We start from the raw sequence: 15,556 nt of genomic DNA, 5'->3' as shown, positions 1-15,556 counted from the left end.
ATGTCTGGCGCTGAATCAAGCGATGAATCGCTGCTGGCGCGCTATCGTTCGGGTGACGGGCCGGCGTTCGAGATTTTGTACGCCCGTCACCGCCAGGGACTCTACCGCTTCCTGTTCGGCCTGAGCGGCAAGGCCGAACTGGCCGAAGAGGTTTATCAGGACACCTGGCTGAGCCTGATCCGCAGCACCAGTCAGCCGCAGGGACGGGCGAATTTTCGTACCTGGCTTTACCAGATTGCCCGCAATCGATTGATCGATCACTGGCGCAAACAGGGCATCCATAACCCCTTGCACGACAGCTATGACGAACAGGCTCACGCGGTGATCGACAGTACCGCCGATCCCGAGCAATTGCTGAGCCTGAGTCGCGACAGCCAACGTCTCGAACGCGCGTTGCAAAACCTGCCCGCCGACCAGCGTGAAGTGTTTCTGCTGCGGGCTCACGGCGAACTCGACTTTGCGCAGATCGCCACCCTCACCGAAACCCCGCTGGAAACCGTGAAAAGCCGCTTGCGCTACGCCCAGCAAAAACTGCGTCGGCTGCTGGCCGAGGAGGTACTGACATGACTGACGCCCGTCCTACGCCAGAAGAACAAATGGTGAAGCACTTTCGTGAACATGCCGCGGGTGAACCGCCGGCTCATCTGGATGCATTCATCCTGGCCGCCGCGCAGCGGGAAGCGCCGGTACGCAAACCGAGCCTGTGGCAACGCTGGGTACAGGCCTGCCAGAAACCCCGTTGGCAAGTGGCATTCGCCAGCCTGGTCGGCGTCGCGCTGATGCTGGCGCTGGTACAACGCACGCCTGAACAGGCACCCGGCTACGACTTCGCCCCCAAAGCATCTGCGCCACAAGCCAAAAAAGAGTTCGCCGAAGCCCCGGCGGCTGCGCGCTCATTGGCTGCCCCGGCGCCTGCGGTACCCATGGCCGACTTCGCTGCCCCCGCGCAGAGCGAGTCCTTGAATGCACAAATGGCCGAAGAAGCCAACGTCAGCAAGCGCGCCGCTGCACCGGTGAAATCCCTGGACGAGCAGCTTCGCGAAGTGCTTCGCCTGCAAAAAAACGGGCACAAGCAAGCGGCCGATAAATTGCTCGCCGACCTGCACAAGCGTTTCCCCGACGAAAACCTCACGGCCCGACTCAAGGATTTGCAGAAAAACTGATCGGCACAACGCTCGACAATTTGGCATCAAGGCCCGAAAGCGCGCACTATCGGGCCATAGTCGATGCGTTGGAGGATGCCGTGACAAAAAAAATCGACCGCATCGCCCAAATGCTCAACTGCCCACAAAAGGGCGAGGAACTGCGGCGAGCGATTACCGAGAGTCGTAAGGACTTTCTGCTGAATCAGCCGGAAGAAACCGTGGCTGAAGACGACGACCTTGAAGAGGAATTCTTTGAGGACGACGAGGATGATGAGTACGACGAGTTTGACTGGACCACTGAGTAACATTCCCTGAAAAATGATCTCCTGTAGGGGGCTCGCTCCTACAGGTAAAGCCCCGCAGCCGAGTGATTTTGGGCTTGTTTAAAAGGGCTTCGGTTTACTTCCTGCAAGCTACAAATTCTTGCGCCATTACCTACGGCTACGCCAGAATCCGCCGGCTTGTGCGCTTGAGAGCGGGTCGGTAGTTTGATTCGCGTCACTGGTTGTCAGTGACCGGGTTTAGCAGCCCGCCGTGGTTAGTGAAGTGCATAGCATCAGTCAGGTTACTTACCTGCACGTTATGGTGGCTGTGCGTGGGGCGCCCTCGGGCGCGCCGGTTTGCTAACTCCCCGGTCTGCTAACCCGCGCACAGCCGCCACCCATCGTTTAGCAGCGACGTGTGTACGGCTCCACTTCTGTAGTTAGTCAAATGTCCAAAAAAGTCCCCGACCCACCAGCATCCGAATCAGAGCAACCTGAACGCAAAGGCTCGCTCTTCACCGTCAGCCCCAACATCAACACTGAAACCCTGCTCGCCAACGCCTCGGAAGACCTGCTGTCGATCAGCGCCATAGCCGCCGACCTCGCCGACAATGTAGACGGTTCACGCCGCTTCAAAGCCCTGGCGCTCAGCCGCATGGCCGATGGCGTGCATTTGTTGGTGGAGCGGGCGCTGGATCACCTGGATGAACCTGAGATGGCGGCGATTTTCGCCATGCAGCAAAACAAACCGCTGACGCTTAGGTGTCGGCCAAAAAATAGGCGCGTGTCCCGTCCTGAATAAGCTTTACCTATTATTAATAGGCCGTTTGATTCGACGATAAAATGAAAAAACCGCTTCGGCGGTTTTTTTGCACCAATATGGCTTCGGCCAAATGCTCGTTGATCGTAGCTCCGACAATCAAGCACTATAAAGTACTATTTTTAGTACCTTTGGAGCCGTCATGGAGCAATTACTCGCTAGCCGGTCGGTTAGCATCACCGAACTCAAGCGCAGTCCCAGCACTGTGATCGAGCAGGCAGGCTCAGAGGCTATTGCTGTTCTTAACCATAATCGTCCCGCCGCTTATCTCTTGCCGCACGCGGCTTATCAGGAATTGCTGGATCGATTGCAGGCAGCGGAAATTCGTGAGGCCATTGCTGCCAGCCGCAATGATCCACGTCCAGCCATCGCCGCCGATACCGTGTTTGCTGAGCTCGACGCGCTCATTGATGAGGTCGCAGCTGAGCAGGGGCATCCGTGAGGCAACTGCTTTTCTCCGCTCAAGCACGAGATGATTTGCAGCAGATCGCGAGATACATCGCCCGTGACAATCCTGGCCGCGCCAAGTCGTTTATTGGTGAGCTGCGAGTGCAGTGTTCACGGCTGATTGCGCAGCCGCTTCTTGGGATTTCTCGGAGGACTACGCCAAAGGCGTACGAATGATTACTCATGGTCGATATCTGATTTTTTACTGCGTGGTCGCCAACGATGTTCACATCGAGGGTACTGCATAGCGCGCGCGATATCGGCCGGCTGTTTGAATCAAGCAGCGTGGATCACTAGGTCAAAACCCATCACCCACAAAAAAGCCCCAGTCCCTAAGGCCTGAGGCTTTCTCGTTTCTTCTATATGGTGCACCAGGCGGGATTCGAACCCACGACCCCTGCCTTCGGAGGGCAGTACTCTATCCAGCTGAGCTACTGGTGCAAGCGGGCGCCATGATACTCATATGCACTGCATGCGTCCATGCCGCTGAATCGACAGTGCTTTTCCAAAGCGTAACCTGTGTTTGCTACGTTGATCAGAAAAATTGGGCAAATGCGGCGTTTTCGTTCTTTTTTTCGAACAGCCTATTGTCCTTTACCCCCTTTGATCCTAGGATTCGTTTGAGATTTCAAACGCTCTTGTCTGGGTGCTGAACCGCACGAGTTTCGAACAGTGCGCTATTTATGTGCTTCAGCCCGGTGAATGATTTCCCTGACGGCAGCCTACTGAGGCGCCTTTCTACAATCATAATTTGCTCCGCGTATCGCGCGGTGCTGTTAAGGAAAGCCGACATGCAGCTTAAAGACACCCAGTTGTTCCGCCAGCAAGCCTTCATCGATGGCGCTTGGGTAGATGCGGACAATGGTCAGACGATCAAGGTCAACAACCCGGCAACGGGCGAAATTCTGGGCACTGTGCCGAAAATGGGCGCTGCCGAAACCCGCCGTGCAATCGAAGCCGCTGACAAAGCACTGCCGGCCTGGCGTGCACTGACCGCCAAGGAACGTGCGAACAAGCTGCGTCGTTGGTTCGAGCTGATCATCGAGAACCAGGACGACCTGGCTCGCCTGATGACCCTGGAACAAGGCAAGCCATTGGCCGAAGCCAAGGGTGAAATCGTTTACGCCGCTTCCTTCATCGAGTGGTTCGCTGAAGAAGCCAAGCGCATCTACGGTGACGTGATTCCGGGCCACCAGCCAGACAAGCGCCTGATCGTGATCAAGCAGCCGATCGGCGTGACCGCTGCCATCACCCCGTGGAACTTCCCGGCCGCGATGATCACCCGTAAAGCCGGCCCGGCCCTGGCCGCCGGTTGCACCATGGTACTCAAGCCTGCTTCGCAAACTCCGTTTTCCGCTTTCGCCCTGGCCGAACTGGCCCAGCGTGCCGGCATTCCTGCTGGTGTGTTCAGCGTTGTTTCCGGCAGTGCCGGCGACATCGGCAGCGAGCTGACCAGCAACCCGATCGTACGCAAACTGTCCTTCACCGGTTCGACCGAGATCGGTCGTCAACTGATGTCGGAATGCGCCAAGGACATCAAGAAAGTGTCCCTGGAACTGGGCGGTAACGCGCCGTTCATCGTGTTCGACGACGCGGACCTGGATAAGGCCGTCGAAGGCGCGATCATTTCCAAATACCGCAACAACGGCCAGACCTGCGTCTGCGCGAACCGTCTGTACATTCAGGATTCGGTCTACGACGCATTCGCCGAGAAGCTGAAAGTGGCAGTCGCCAAGCTGAAGATCGGCAACGGTCTGGAAGCCGGCACCACCACCGGTCCGCTGATCGACGAAAAAGCGGTCGCCAAAGTTCAAGAGCACATCGCTGACGCCGTTGCCAAAGGCGCCACCGTGCTGTCCGGCGGCAAGCCGATGGAAGGTAACTTCTTCGAGCCGACCATCCTGACCAACGTGCCGAACAACGCTGCCGTCGCCAAGGAAGAAACCTTCGGCCCATTGGCGCCGCTGTTCCGTTTCAAAGATGAAGCCGATGTGATCGCGATGTCGAACGACACCGAGTTCGGTCTGGCCTCGTATTTCTACGCTCGCGACCTGGGCCGTGTGTTCCGTGTGGCTGAAGCCCTGGAATACGGTATGGTCGGCGTCAATACCGGGCTGATCTCCAACGAAGTCGCGCCGTTCGGCGGCATCAAGGCTTCGGGCCTGGGCCGTGAAGGCTCCAAGTACGGCATCGAAGATTACCTGGAAATCAAATACCTCTGCCTGGGCATCTAAGCTCGAGGGCATAAGCCCGGCAAGGCATTGCTTCAAGCGCAAAGGGCACGAGAGCGCTGTCCCTTTGCGTTGCTTCAAACCGGAATTTTCTCTGTGGCCGGGAACGCCGTGGCAGTCGATCATCGCATGCTGCCACCGTTGAATCCCCGCCGCATTTTCCTTGAACCACGCCGCCCGATGAGCGGCGAATGAGGACTTTATGAGCAAGACTAACGCTTCTTTGATGGCCCGCCGTACCGCTGCTGTTCCACGTGGTGTTGGCCAGATTCACCCGATCTTCGCCGACTCCGCGAAGAACGCCACCGTGACCGACGTTGAAGGTCGCGAGTTCATCGACTTCGCCGGCGGTATCGCTGTGCTGAACACCGGCCACGTGCACCCGAAAGTGATTGCTGCCGTGACCGAGCAGCTGAACAAGCTGACCCACACTTGCTTCCAGGTTCTGGCCTACGAACCGTACGTAGAAGTGTGCGAAAAAATCAACGCCAAGGTGCCAGGTGATTTCGACAAGAAAACCCTGCTGGTCACCACCGGTTCCGAAGCCGTAGAAAACGCCGTGAAAATCGCCCGTGCCGCCACTGGCCGTGCCGGTGTGATTGCCTTCACCGGCGCTTACCACGGTCGCACCATGATGACCCTGGGCCTGACCGGTAAAGTCGTGCCTTACTCGGCCGGCATGGGCCTGATGCCAGGCGGCGTGTTCCGCGCGCTGTACCCGAACGAACTGCACGGTGTGAGCATCGACGATTCGATCGCTTCCATCGAACGCATCTTCAAGAACGACGCCGAGCCGCGTGACATCGCAGCGATCATCATCGAGCCGGTTCAGGGCGAGGGTGGTTTCTACGTCGCGCCGAAAGAATTCATGAAGCGTCTGCGTGCCCTGTGCGACCAGCACGGCATCCTGCTGATCGCTGACGAAGTACAGACTGGCGCTGGCCGTACCGGCACCTTCTTCGCCATGGAACAGATGGGCGTTGCTGCCGATCTGACCACCTTCGCCAAATCCATCGCTGGCGGCTTCCCGCTGGCCGGTGTGTGCGGCAAAGCCGAATACATGGACGCCATCGCTCCAGGCGGCCTGGGCGGCACTTACGCCGGTAGCCCGATCGCTTGCGCCGCGGCCCTGGCCGTGATGGAAGTGTTCGAGGAAGAGCACCTGCTGGATCGTTGCAAGGCGGTCGGCGAGCGTCTGGTTACTGGCCTCAAAGCCATCCAGGCCAAGTACCCGGTAATCGGTGAAGTCCGTGCCCTGGGCGCGATGATCGCGGTCGAGCTGTTCGAAGACGGCGACAGCCACAAGCCGAACGCTGCCGCAGTGGCATCGGTTGTGGCCAAGGCTCGCGACAAGGGTCTGATCCTGCTGTCCTGCGGCACCTACGGCAACGTTCTGCGCGTCCTGGTACCGCTGACTTCGCCGGACGAGCAACTGGACAAAGGTCTGGCGATCATCGAAGAGTGCTTCTCCGAGCTGTGATCACTTAGTGTGACCTGATCGTCAAAAAAACCCGCTTCGGCGGGTTTTTTATGCCAACCGAAATGTAACCCGCGCATTAGCGCTGTATCGAAAGGCCAGCATTCGCTAAGGTTCAGGCATTGCAAGGGAGAGCCGTATGACAGTGGTCAATTTACCCGCCGTGCCAAGAGTGCTGATCGCCGAGGCCGACCCTTGGTCCCGGGATTTGCTCAAGGAAGTGTTGTTGAACGTTCGCTGCGACGCGCGACTGGACTTGTGCGCCGATGGCCAGGCGGCGTTGGAGTTATTGGCGCTCAAACCGTATGACCTGGTGATCGTCGATTGGGAGTTACCCGGCGTCGATGGCCTGAATGTGCTGCGCAATATTCGTCAGCGCAAACGCAATCCGCCATTGCCCTTCATCCTGATGAGCAGCCGCAACGACAGTGCGAGCGTGCGCGAGGCCTTGCCGCTGGCGCCGACCGCCTACCTGACCAAACCGCTGAACATGGAAAACCTGACCCAGCGCCTGCAGGATTTGCTGCTCAGCGCCGGTCAGGAAGTGTCGTGCGAAGTGCCGGCGTTGGCGCCGGGCATGACATTGTCGGTGTTCCTGGAGCGTCGTCGTGAGCTGGCCGAGGGCGCGCCGTTGATGACCGACGTGCAGTTGGCAGTCAAACGCAGCCTCAATCCCAACGGCCTTGATCTGACGCTGCTGGAAGATGAAATTCGCACCGATCCGCAGATTACCGCCGTACTCATTGCCGCCGCCAACAGCGCGGCGCAGCACCATGGCGCCGCCGTGCAGACGCTGTCTCAGGCGTTGCATCGACTGGGCACCGGACAAAGCATGAACCTGATTCTGGGGCTGGCGCTCAAACGCAGTGCCCGGCTCAGCGACCCCTTACTGGCGGATTACGCCGAGCGTTATTGGGACCTGTCGCTGCACACGGCTGAATACGCCCGAACCCTGGCGCGTTTGCTCGACCTGGATCAGGCGCGCTGTTATTGCGCCGGCATGTTGCATTGCTTGGGGGACTTGGCGTTGTTGCGTTGTTTGCAGGAATGGAAGCAGGCCGGTGGCGAGTTGGACGAACAGGAGGAGGTCGGCGAAGCGCTGGCAGAATTCGGCGCGGCCTATGGTTCGGCGCTGCGTACGCGCTGGCGGCTGCCGCTGGAGCTGCGAGAGCTGATTGCCGCGGTGTATCAGCTCGGTGGCGGGGTTTACTCGCGTGAAGCCTTGGTGATGAACATGGCGGCGCAACTGGCGCGGCTGACCGAGCATGAAGGCGTTGAGGAACTGGCCAGAAGTCGCACGGCACGGTTGCTCAAGATCGGTCTGCCGGAGTTGATGCGGATGCGCAAGCAGTAATCTTCACACCAACCTCTGTAGGAGCTGGCTTGCCAGCGATGGCGGTATGCCTGGCTCCCCGAGTCGTCTGCAATCGCTGGCAAGCCAGCGCCTACAGGTTTTTTGTGGGATCGTCAGGCGGTGACAATCCGGTTCTTGCCATCGCGTTTGGCCTGATACATCGCCGCATCGGCGCGGGTAAAGAGGCTGTCGATGTTTTCGTCTTCGGCAATGAGGCTGGTCAACCCTTGGCTGACGGTGATGCCGAATGTCTGGCCGTCGTGGTTGAAGCTCAAGCGCTGGATCTCCCGTTGCAGGCGCTCGGCCACTTGCAGGGCCATTTCCGGGGTGCAGCCGGGGAAAACCGCTGCGAACTCCTCACCCCCGATTCGCCCGAACAGATCGCCACGACGCAGCGCGGCGCGGCCGCTGTCGGCGATGTGTTGCAGCACGTTGTCGCCTTCCTGATGGCCGTAAGTGTCGTTGATCACTTTGAAGTCATCGATGTCCAGCATCAGGAATGACAGCGGCGTGCCTTGCTGCCGTGCCAGTTCGAACTCCTGATTCGCACCGTCGAAGAAATGTCGGCGATTGCTGCTCTGGGTCAAGGCGTCGGTAGTGGCCAGGCGTTGCAGCTCGGTTTCCATCTGCTTTTTTTCGGTGATGTCTTCCGCGATGCCAACAATGATCAGCGGCTGGCCGGGTTCCGCCTGACGGTTGATGAAGCACTTGTCGCTGAGCCAGCGCACCTGGCCGTCGCCGTCGATGATCCGGTATTCGCGGTCTTCCACGGCGCCTTTGTCGAGCACTTGTGCCAGGCTGCGCTCGGCGTATTCCAGGTCGTCGGGGTAAATGCTGTCGCGCCACTGGTTGTAGTCGGACAGCAAAAGGTCGGCGGAGCGGCCGAAAATCCGTTCGTAGGCGGGGCTGACATACAGCACCTGACGGGTTTCCCAGTTGAACGCCCAAAGCACGGCGTTGACGCTGACCAGCAGCGTGCTGAATAACTGTTCGCGTTCACTCAGGCGCGCCACTTCGCCTTGGGCGTGCATGAGCGCCAGCAAGGTTTGAGCGGCCTCTGGCCACTGCGGTGAAGAGGGGTCTTTCAGGTTTTTATTGACCATCGGCACAAATCTCAAAGGGCGTGCGCCGCTCGAGATTCGAAAGCGGCCATAACGAAGCCCGCCAGGATGGCGAAGTGTCTTTGAGAGGGGGGATTTTTGGCGAAGTTCCCGCTTTTGGTGACGAGGGAGCTTGCTCCCGCCGGGCGGTACTGACAACGCGTTTTAAAAACGCGTTGTCAGGTTAGCCACCGTCAGGCGGTAGGGCGCAGGGAGTAGGTTTTCAGCTGATCAGCGAAATCACGCAGGGATTGAATCCCGCTGGCTTCGGCTTCGTGTACCCAGTCCTTGATGGCGGCCAGCATGTCATGACCATTTGAGCTGGTCTTGACCCAGATCTGCTGCAAGGCCAGGCGTTTCTCGTAAATTACCTTCAGCGCTTGGCTGTGCTCGAGCATGTTCTGGATGCGTACGTGGTGTTTTTCGTCCAGCAGGCTGGTCTCCCGGGAGAGCAGGCGCTTGGCGCGGTGGAACTGGTGACGAACCGAATGATCGACCTTTTCCAGTTCTTGCTTGACCAGCGGGCCGATCACCAATTTGCGGTACTGAGCCATGATCTGGAAGCGGTTGTTGAGGATCGCCATCGCGGTGTCCATGTCCAGGCTGCCCTTGCCCTCGACGCGGTGGGCAATCGGCGCGACCCGCTGGACCTTGGCCAGGCGCAGGAAACTGAACACTTGAATCCATGCCCAGCCCATATCGAATTCCCACTTCTTCACCGACAATTTGGCCGAGTTAGGGTAGGTGTGATGGTTGTTATGCAGTTCTTCACCACCAATGAGAATGCCCCAAGGCACCAGATTGGTCGCCGCATCGCGGCATTCGAAGTTGCGGTAGCCGACGGCGTGACCCAGGCCATTGACCACGCCGGCAGCCCACACCGGGATCCACATCATCTGGATGGCCCAGATGGTGATGCCGATGGTGCCGAACAGCAGCAGGTCGATGACGCCCATGATCGCCACGCCCAGCAGCGGAAAGCGGGAATAGAGATTGCGCTCGATCCAGTCTTCGGGGCAGTTCTTGCCGTAGATGCGCAGGGTCTCGGGGTTTTCCGCTTCGGCGCGGTACAGCTCGGCGCCTTTGCGCAGAACGGTGGACAAGCCTTTGACGACCGGGCTGTGCGGATCATCTTCGGTTTCGCACTTGGCGTGGTGCTTGCGGTGGATAGCCGTCCACTCGCGGGTGTTCTGCGCCGTGGTCAGCCACAGCCAGAAGCGGAAGAAATGTTTCAGGCCCGCATTCAGCTCCAGGGAGCGGTGGGCTGAATAACGGTGCAGATAGACCGTGACGGCGACGATTGTCACGTGGGTCATCAGCAGGGTGACTGCCACCAGTGACCAGGGCGACAAGCCGAGAAAACCTTCGTACCACATAGGCTATAGGGCCCTCGATAAAGAAAAAAACAGCCGTTGCATTATCACTAAGCCCACAGAGAAAACCAGTCGCCCTTTCAGATAAGAGTGGCTGAATGTGTCTTTAACCTATAATCCCGGCAATTTTGTAGGGACATGGACCGTCGTATGTCTGCCAGCTATCGCGATGCCTTGCGTGCAGCGCTGCTTTACCTGTTGCTCTCTGTGATCTGGCTGCAGGGGAGTGACTATTTATTGAACAGTTTCTTCGATCACTCAGTCGAGCGGTTGCGCTGGCAACTGATCAACGGTTACGTCTGGGTGGCATTGAGCGCCGGGTTGATCTTTATTGCCCGCGCTCGACTGCTTCGAAGCCTGGAAGTCGGCGCCAAACTGCGTGAACGCCGCGAAGATCGAGAGCGTTTGCGTCAGGCGGCCGCCGTGTTCGATTGCACCCGCGAAGGGGTGTTGGTCACTGATTGCGACGGGCTGATTGTCCATGTGAACCGCGCGTTCATGGAAATTACCGGCTATCAGGGTGAAGAGGTCTTGGGGCAGCGGCCCAACCTGTTTAAATCCGGCCGTCATTCGGCGGACTTCTATCAGGCGATGTTCGCCACCCTGGACCGCTCGGGCGAGTGGAGCGGGGAAATCTGGAATCGGCGCAAAAGCGGCGAGATTTACCCGCAGTGGCAGACCATCCGCATCATTTTCGACGACCAGGGGCGGCGTAGCCATTACGTGGCGGTGTTTTCCGATATCAGTGCGATCAAGCATTCCGAACACGAATTGATGCACCTGGCACACCACGATCCGCTGACTGATTTGCCCAATCGATTGCTGTTCACCGACCGTGTCGAGCAGGCATTGACGTCGGCGCAAATGCACAAGCGTGGTTGTGCCTTGCTGATGATCGATCTGGATCACTTCAAGATGATCAACGACAGCCTTGGGCACACCATGGGTGACCAATTGCTCAAAGCCGTCGCCCAGCGTTTGCAGGCGATATTCGGGCCGGCGATCACTCTGGCGCGGCTTGGGGGTGATGAGTTCGCCGTGCTGGCCGAAAGTTGTCCGCAGTTGGTGCAGGCTGCGGCATTGGCCCAGCGCATCATCGACGGCCTCAAAGAGCCTTTCCTGATCGACGGGCAGTCGTTGTTTATCAATGCCAGCATCGGTATCAGCCTGTTCCCCAGTGATGCCCTGAACGCGGAGCAACTATTGCGCAATGCCGATTCGGCCTTGTTCAAGGCCAAGAGCGCGGGCCGCAATGGTTACGCGCTCTACACCGAAGAGTTGACCGCCCATGCCCAGCAGCGAGTCGAGTTGGCATTCGAGTTGCGACTCGCCCTGGAGCAGCAACAGCTGCGGGTGCATTACCAGCCGGTTCACGATCTTCAGACCAGTCGCCTGGTCGGCGTCGAGGCGTTGGTGCGTTGGGAGCATCCGCAGCGTGGTCTGGTTGCGCCGGGGGAATTCATTCCCGTCGCTGAGCGAACGGGGCTGATCGCGGACATTGATGCTTGGGTGATGCGCCAGGCGTGCCTGCAGATGTGCCAGTGGCGCAAGGCCGGTGTCGAATTGTCATTTGTCGCGGTGAATGTTTCCTCGCGGCTGTTCGCTCGTCGCGAGCTTTACCAGCAAGTGGCGCAGGTGCTGCACGAAACCGGGCTCGACCCGGCGTGTCTGGAGCTCGAGGTCACCGAAAGCGCGGTGATGGACGATCCGGAAGTCGCGTTGGAGCAAATGCACCGCCTGCGTGAGCTGGGCGTATGCCTGGCTATCGACGATTTCGGCACGGGCTACTCGTCCTTGCTGCGGCTCAAGCGCTTGCCGGTGCAGAAACTCAAGATTGATCAGGGCTTCGTCGCCGGGCTGCCGTGTGATGAGGATGATTCGGCCATCGTGCGGGTCATCGTCGCCCTGGCGCAGAGCATGGGGATGCAGGTGCAGGCAGAAGGAATCGAGCAAGTGGAACAGGCGGCGTTCCTGCTCGAGCACGATTGTCATTTGGGGCAGGGTTATTGGTTCGGCCGACCGGTGCCGGTCGCGAAACTGGATTGGGCTCATGCGCCGGTGATTCGGTAAAAGAAAAACACCTCAGCCCTTTGGCAGCGCCAGCATAGGGCCCCGCAGGGCTGCGGTCTTTGGATCTTCCCCCGGCGCAAATCCATGCCCTGTCAAATAATGCCTTCTGGTTATATAAACATTCTTAAATAGTCTTTTTAAGAATATCTGCGCCTCTCTACTATTGGTTTCACGCCGCAAGCAGTGCCGCCACTGCCAGGCAACCACACAGTCGAAGGAGCAGCACCATGAGCGCATCTCTGCGTAGCGTTGACGGCCAGGACGAAGCAACCATTCTGCGTGAAATCCAGAGCGCCCTGCGCGATCTGCGTTTTGGTGCCGTGGAAATCACCGTGCACAACGCCCAGGTGGTTCAGATCGAGCGCAAGGAAAAATTCCGTTTGCAGCAGCCGGGCAACAAGCCGGGCTGATGCGATCTTTGAGCAGGCAACCCGATTCCAACACTCCATAAGAAAAGCCAACACACCAAGAATTCCAGGAGCTTTCACCATGTCGTCGATTCGCCATTTCGCTTTGGCCGCCCTGGCCAGTGCCCTTTTTGCCGGTTCCGCGGTTGCCAAGGATTACGAGCTGTTGAACGTGTCGTATGACCCGACCCGTGAGCTGTATCAGGAATACAACGCCGAGTTCATCAAGCACTGGCAGAAGGATCACGCGGGCGACACGGTGAAGATCCAGCAATCCCACGGTGGTTCGGGCAAGCAAGGCCGGGCCGTGATCGATGGCCTGCGTGCCGACGTGGTGACCCTGGCCCTGGCCGGTGACATCGACGAAATCGCCAAGCTCGGCAAGACCCTGCCGGCGGACTGGCAGACGCGTCTGCCGGAAGCGAGCACGCCGTACACCTCGACCATCGTGTTCCTGGTACGCAAAGGCAATCCTAAAGGCATCAAGGACTGGGGCGATCTGGTCAAGAGCGACGTCTCGGTGATCACCCCGAACCCGAAAACCTCCGGCGGCGCACGCTGGAACTTCCTCGCAGCGTGGGCCTACGGCCTGAAAGCCAATGGCGGTGATGAAGCCAAGGCCAAGGAATATGTGCAAACCCTGTTCAAGCACGTGCCTGTGCTGGACACCGGTGCCCGCGGCTCGACCATCACTTTCGTCAACAACGGTCAGGGTGACGTGTTGCTGGCTTGGGAAAACGAAGCCTTCCTCGCGCTGAAAGAAGATGGCGGCGCCGACAAGTTCGACATCGTCGTGCCTTCGCTGTCGATCCTCGCCGAGCCACCGGTGGCGCTGGTCGACAAGAACGCCGAGAAAAAGGGCAACACCGAGATCGCCGAAGAGTACCTCAAGCACCTGTACAGCCCGGCTGGTCAGGAAATTGCGGCGAAAAACTTCTATCGTCCACGTGACAAGGATGTGGCCGCCAAGTACGCCAAGCAGTTCCCGAAACTGGAGCTGGTGACCATCGACAAAGACTTCGGCGGTTGGAAAACCGCGCAGCCGAAATTCTTCAACGACGGCGGCGTGTTCGACCAGATTTACCAGGCGCAGTAATCTGAGCAGGATCCAGACTCTTTGTGGCGAGGGAGCTTGGCTCCCTCGCCACACAACCAAGGACTTTTATGTCGCGTCGTATCTCCCCCGTCATACCCGGCTTCGGGCTGACGCTGGGTTACACCTTGGTGTACCTCAGCCTGATTGTGCTCATACCACTGGCGGCGATGTTCGTGCATGCCGCTCAACTCACCTGGGATCAGTTCTGGGCAATCATCTCGGCGCCAAGGGTGCTGGCAGCGCTGAAGCTGAGCTTCGGCACCGCGCTGTATGCCGCGATCATCAACGGCATCATCGGCACGCTGCTGGCCTGGGTGCTGGTGCGCTATACCTTCCCCGGACGCAAAATCATCGATGCGATGATCGATTTGCCGTTCGCTCTGCCCACCGCCGTGGCCGGTATCGCGCTGACCGCGCTGTACGCGCCTACCGGTCTGGTCGGTCAGTTTGCAACGGACCTGGGTTTCAAGATCGCCTACACCCCCCTGGGCATCACCCTTGCCCTGACGTTTGTGACCCTTCCATTCGTGGTACGTACCGTACAGCCAGTATTGGCTGATATCCCTCGTGAAGTGGAAGAAGCGGCAGCGTGCCTGGGTGCGAAGCCGTTTCAGGTGTTCCGTCATATCCTGGTGCCGGCACTGCTGCCTGCATGGTTGACCGGTTTCGCCCTGGCCTTTGCCCGCGGGGTCGGCGAGTACGGTTCGGTGATTTTCATCGCCGGCAACATGCCGATGAAAACCGAGATCCTGCCGCTGCTGATCATGGTCAAACTCGACCAGTACGATTACACGGGCGCTACCTCCATTGGTGTACTGATGCTGGTGGTTTCTTTCATCTTGCTGCTGCTGATCAACTTGCTGCAGCGACGCATCGAAACCCCTTAAGGAGGCGCGAACATGTCCCAATCGTCTATTGCTGCCGCCTCTTCCGCCAACGCTGCCCGTCGTGGCAGTGCGACTTCGCGGCGCATCCTGATCGGTCTCGGCTGGCTGATTTTTGCGCTATTCCTGCTGCTGCCGCTGTTCATCGTTGTGTCCCAGGGTTTGAAGCTGGGCCTCGGTGCGTTTTTCACCGCCATCTTCGAGCCTGATGCGTTGTCCGCCCTGAAGCTCACGGTGATTGCCGTGCTGATTTCGGTGCCGCTGAACCTGGTGTTCGGCGTCAGCGCTGCGTGGTGCGTGAGCAAGTACTCGTTCCGCGGCAAGAGCATGTTGGTCACGTTGATCGACCTGCCGTTCTCGGTATCGCCGGTGATCGCCGGTCTGGTCTACGTCTTGATGTTCGGTGCCCAGGGCCTGTTCGGGCCGTGGCTGCAGGACCACGACATCCAGATCGTCTTCGCCTTGCCAGGCATCGTGCTGGCGACGATTTTCGTCACCGTGCCGTTCGTGGCGCGAGAGCTGATTCCGCTGATGCAGGAGCAGGGCACCCAGGAAGAAGAGGCCGCGCGTTTGCTCGGCGCCAATGGCTGGCAGATGTTCTGGCACGTCACCGTTCCCAATATCAAATGGGGCCTGATCTACGGCGTGGTGCTGTGTACCGCACGGGCCATGGGGGAATTCGGTGCGGTGTCGGTGGTTTCCGGGCACATTCGCGGGGTGACCAACACCCTGCCACTGCACGTCGAGATCCTCTACAACGAATACAACCACGTGGCCGCGTTCGCCGTGGCGAGCCTGTTGCTGATCATGGCGCTCTTCATCCTGCTGCTGAAGCAGTGGAGCGAAAACCGTATTAACCGCCTGCGCGCCAGCGCCGCGGAGGAATAAT

General features: G+C 58.9%; 16 protein-coding genes and 1 tRNA gene. 14 read left to right on the top strand and 3 right to left on the bottom strand.

From position 1 onward, the window contains the following. The 6 genes from KHO07_RS27870 (at position 1) to KHO07_RS29325 (ending at position 2,852) form a co-directional block, all read left to right on the top strand. A complete protein-coding gene (locus KHO07_RS27870; RefSeq protein ID WP_212626069.1) occupies positions 1-567 on the top strand; it encodes an RNA polymerase sigma factor in 567 nt (188 codons plus the stop codon). Beyond that, positions 564-1,163 carry a hypothetical protein gene (locus KHO07_RS27865; RefSeq protein ID WP_212626068.1) on the top strand — a complete coding sequence of 200 codons (600 nt, stop codon included), beginning with the start codon at positions 564-566 and terminating at the stop codon, positions 1,161-1,163. The genes KHO07_RS27870 and KHO07_RS27865 overlap by 4 nt, the downstream gene beginning before the upstream one ends. A 20-nt stretch (positions 1,164-1,183) precedes the next feature. Continuing rightward, the gene (locus tag KHO07_RS27860; protein WP_244858256.1) at positions 1,184-1,450 is read left to right on the top strand and encodes a hypothetical protein; all 267 of its coding nucleotides are present in this window, start codon (positions 1,184-1,186) and stop codon (positions 1,448-1,450) included. A gap of 406 nt (positions 1,451-1,856) precedes the next feature. Continuing rightward, complete coding sequence (locus KHO07_RS27855) at positions 1,857-2,210, top strand: DUF6124 family protein (RefSeq protein WP_212627702.1); 354 nt, start codon at positions 1,857-1,859, stop codon at positions 2,208-2,210. Positions 2,211-2,370: 160 nt separating this feature from the next. After that, a complete protein-coding gene (locus tag KHO07_RS27850; protein ID WP_212626066.1) occupies positions 2,371-2,670 on the top strand; it encodes a type II toxin-antitoxin system prevent-host-death family antitoxin in 300 nt (99 codons plus the stop codon). Next, positions 2,667-2,852: a type II toxin-antitoxin system RelE/ParE family toxin gene (locus KHO07_RS29325; RefSeq protein ID WP_244858255.1), complete on the top strand. Its 186-nt coding sequence runs from the start codon at positions 2,667-2,669 to the stop codon at positions 2,850-2,852. The genes KHO07_RS27850 and KHO07_RS29325 overlap by 4 nt, the downstream gene beginning before the upstream one ends. A 187-nt stretch (positions 2,853-3,039) precedes the next feature. Here the strand turns inward: KHO07_RS29325 and KHO07_RS27840 are convergent. Continuing rightward, positions 3,040-3,116 (bottom strand) — tRNA-Arg (locus KHO07_RS27840). 350 nt (positions 3,117-3,466) lie between these two features. On the opposite strand from KHO07_RS27840, the gene gabD reads away from it, so the two are divergent. From gabD to KHO07_RS27825, 3 genes are all read left to right on the top strand, one after another. Beyond that, positions 3,467-4,909 (top strand): NADP-dependent succinate-semialdehyde dehydrogenase, encoded by a 1,443-nt coding sequence (gabD, locus tag KHO07_RS27835; protein ID WP_212626065.1) that lies wholly within the window; start codon positions 3,467-3,469, stop codon positions 4,907-4,909. A gap of 199 nt (positions 4,910-5,108) precedes the next feature. Next, positions 5,109-6,386, top strand: coding sequence for a 4-aminobutyrate--2-oxoglutarate transaminase (gabT, locus tag KHO07_RS27830; RefSeq protein WP_150735977.1), 1,278 nt, complete (start codon positions 5,109-5,111; stop codon positions 6,384-6,386). A 136-nt stretch (positions 6,387-6,522) separates the two neighbouring features. Next, positions 6,523-7,737: a response regulator gene (locus KHO07_RS27825; RefSeq protein WP_212626064.1), complete on the top strand. Its 1,215-nt coding sequence runs from the start codon at positions 6,523-6,525 to the stop codon at positions 7,735-7,737. A 113-nt stretch (positions 7,738-7,850) separates the two neighbouring features. Here the strand turns inward: KHO07_RS27825 and KHO07_RS27820 are convergent, their stop codons facing one another. Both KHO07_RS27820 and desA read right to left on the bottom strand, forming a co-directional pair. Next, positions 7,851-8,840: a sensor domain-containing diguanylate cyclase gene (locus KHO07_RS27820; RefSeq protein WP_150735975.1), complete on the bottom strand. Its 990-nt coding sequence runs from the start codon at positions 8,838-8,840 to the stop codon at positions 7,851-7,853. Between the two features lie 191 nt (positions 8,841-9,031). Then, the gene (desA, locus tag KHO07_RS27815; RefSeq protein ID WP_150735974.1) at positions 9,032-10,213 is read right to left on the bottom strand and encodes a delta-9 fatty acid desaturase DesA; all 1,182 of its coding nucleotides are present in this window, start codon (positions 10,211-10,213) and stop codon (positions 9,032-9,034) included. A 147-nt stretch (positions 10,214-10,360) separates the two neighbouring features. Here desA and dibA point away from each other — a divergent pair, with 147 nt between their 5' ends. From dibA to cysW, 5 genes are all read left to right on the top strand, one after another. Next, a complete protein-coding gene (gene dibA / locus KHO07_RS27810; RefSeq protein WP_212626063.1) occupies positions 10,361-12,280 on the top strand; it encodes a phosphodiesterase DibA in 1,920 nt (639 codons plus the stop codon). Positions 12,281-12,507: 227 nt separating this feature from the next. Continuing rightward, positions 12,508-12,690 carry a sulfur starvation response protein OscA gene (gene oscA / locus KHO07_RS27805; RefSeq protein WP_007975618.1) on the top strand — a complete coding sequence of 61 codons (183 nt, stop codon included), beginning with the start codon at positions 12,508-12,510 and terminating at the stop codon, positions 12,688-12,690. A gap of 79 nt (positions 12,691-12,769) precedes the next feature. Beyond that, entirely contained in the window at positions 12,770-13,783 is a 1,014-nt protein-coding gene (locus KHO07_RS27800) for a sulfate ABC transporter substrate-binding protein (RefSeq protein WP_212626062.1), read from the top strand. A gap of 68 nt (positions 13,784-13,851) precedes the next feature. Then, positions 13,852-14,670 (top strand): sulfate ABC transporter permease subunit CysT, encoded by an 819-nt coding sequence (gene cysT, locus KHO07_RS27795; RefSeq protein WP_150735972.1) that lies wholly within the window; start codon positions 13,852-13,854, stop codon positions 14,668-14,670. A 12-nt stretch (positions 14,671-14,682) separates the two neighbouring features. Next, positions 14,683-15,555 (top strand): sulfate ABC transporter permease subunit CysW, encoded by an 873-nt coding sequence (gene cysW / locus KHO07_RS27790; protein ID WP_027922271.1) that lies wholly within the window; start codon positions 14,683-14,685, stop codon positions 15,553-15,555. The last annotated feature ends 1 nt before the right edge of the window (position 15,556 follow it).

The sequence above is a fragment of the Pseudomonas sp. PP3 genome (assembly GCF_905336995.1).
Lineage (GTDB): Bacteria > Pseudomonadota > Gammaproteobacteria > Pseudomonadales > Pseudomonadaceae > Aquipseudomonas > Aquipseudomonas reinekei.
The sequence above is the reverse complement of the archived record's forward strand: the minus strand, read 5'-3'. Positions and strand labels throughout refer to the sequence as shown.

Excerpts from the sequence above, each read along its gene's own strand:
- KHO07_RS27870 (WP_212626069.1), top strand. The coding sequence starts at position 1 with ATGTCTGGCGCTGAATCAAGCGATGAATCGCTGCTGGCGCGCTATCGT.
- KHO07_RS27865 (WP_212626068.1), top strand. The coding sequence starts at position 564 with ATGACTGACGCCCGTCCTACGCCAGAAGAACAAATGGTGAAGCACTTT.
- KHO07_RS27855 (WP_212627702.1), top strand. The coding sequence starts at position 1,857 with ATGTCCAAAAAAGTCCCCGACCCACCAGCATCCGAATCAGAGCAACCT.
- KHO07_RS27850 (WP_212626066.1), top strand. The coding sequence starts at position 2,371 with ATGGAGCAATTACTCGCTAGCCGGTCGGTTAGCATCACCGAACTCAAG.
- gabD (WP_212626065.1), top strand. The coding sequence starts at position 3,467 with ATGCAGCTTAAAGACACCCAGTTGTTCCGCCAGCAAGCCTTCATCGAT.
- gabT (WP_150735977.1), top strand. The coding sequence starts at position 5,109 with ATGAGCAAGACTAACGCTTCTTTGATGGCCCGCCGTACCGCTGCTGTT.
- KHO07_RS27825 (WP_212626064.1), top strand. The coding sequence starts at position 6,523 with ATGACAGTGGTCAATTTACCCGCCGTGCCAAGAGTGCTGATCGCCGAG.
- KHO07_RS27820 (WP_150735975.1), bottom strand. The coding sequence starts at position 8,840 with ATGGTCAATAAAAACCTGAAAGACCCCTCTTCACCGCAGTGGCCAGAG.
- desA (WP_150735974.1), bottom strand. The coding sequence starts at position 10,213 with ATGTGGTACGAAGGTTTTCTCGGCTTGTCGCCCTGGTCACTGGTGGCA.
- dibA (WP_212626063.1), top strand. The coding sequence starts at position 10,361 with ATGTCTGCCAGCTATCGCGATGCCTTGCGTGCAGCGCTGCTTTACCTG.
- oscA (WP_007975618.1), top strand. The coding sequence starts at position 12,508 with ATGAGCGCATCTCTGCGTAGCGTTGACGGCCAGGACGAAGCAACCATT.
- KHO07_RS27800 (WP_212626062.1), top strand. The coding sequence starts at position 12,770 with ATGTCGTCGATTCGCCATTTCGCTTTGGCCGCCCTGGCCAGTGCCCTT.
- cysT (WP_150735972.1), top strand. The coding sequence starts at position 13,852 with ATGTCGCGTCGTATCTCCCCCGTCATACCCGGCTTCGGGCTGACGCTG.
- cysW (WP_027922271.1), top strand. The coding sequence starts at position 14,683 with ATGTCCCAATCGTCTATTGCTGCCGCCTCTTCCGCCAACGCTGCCCGT.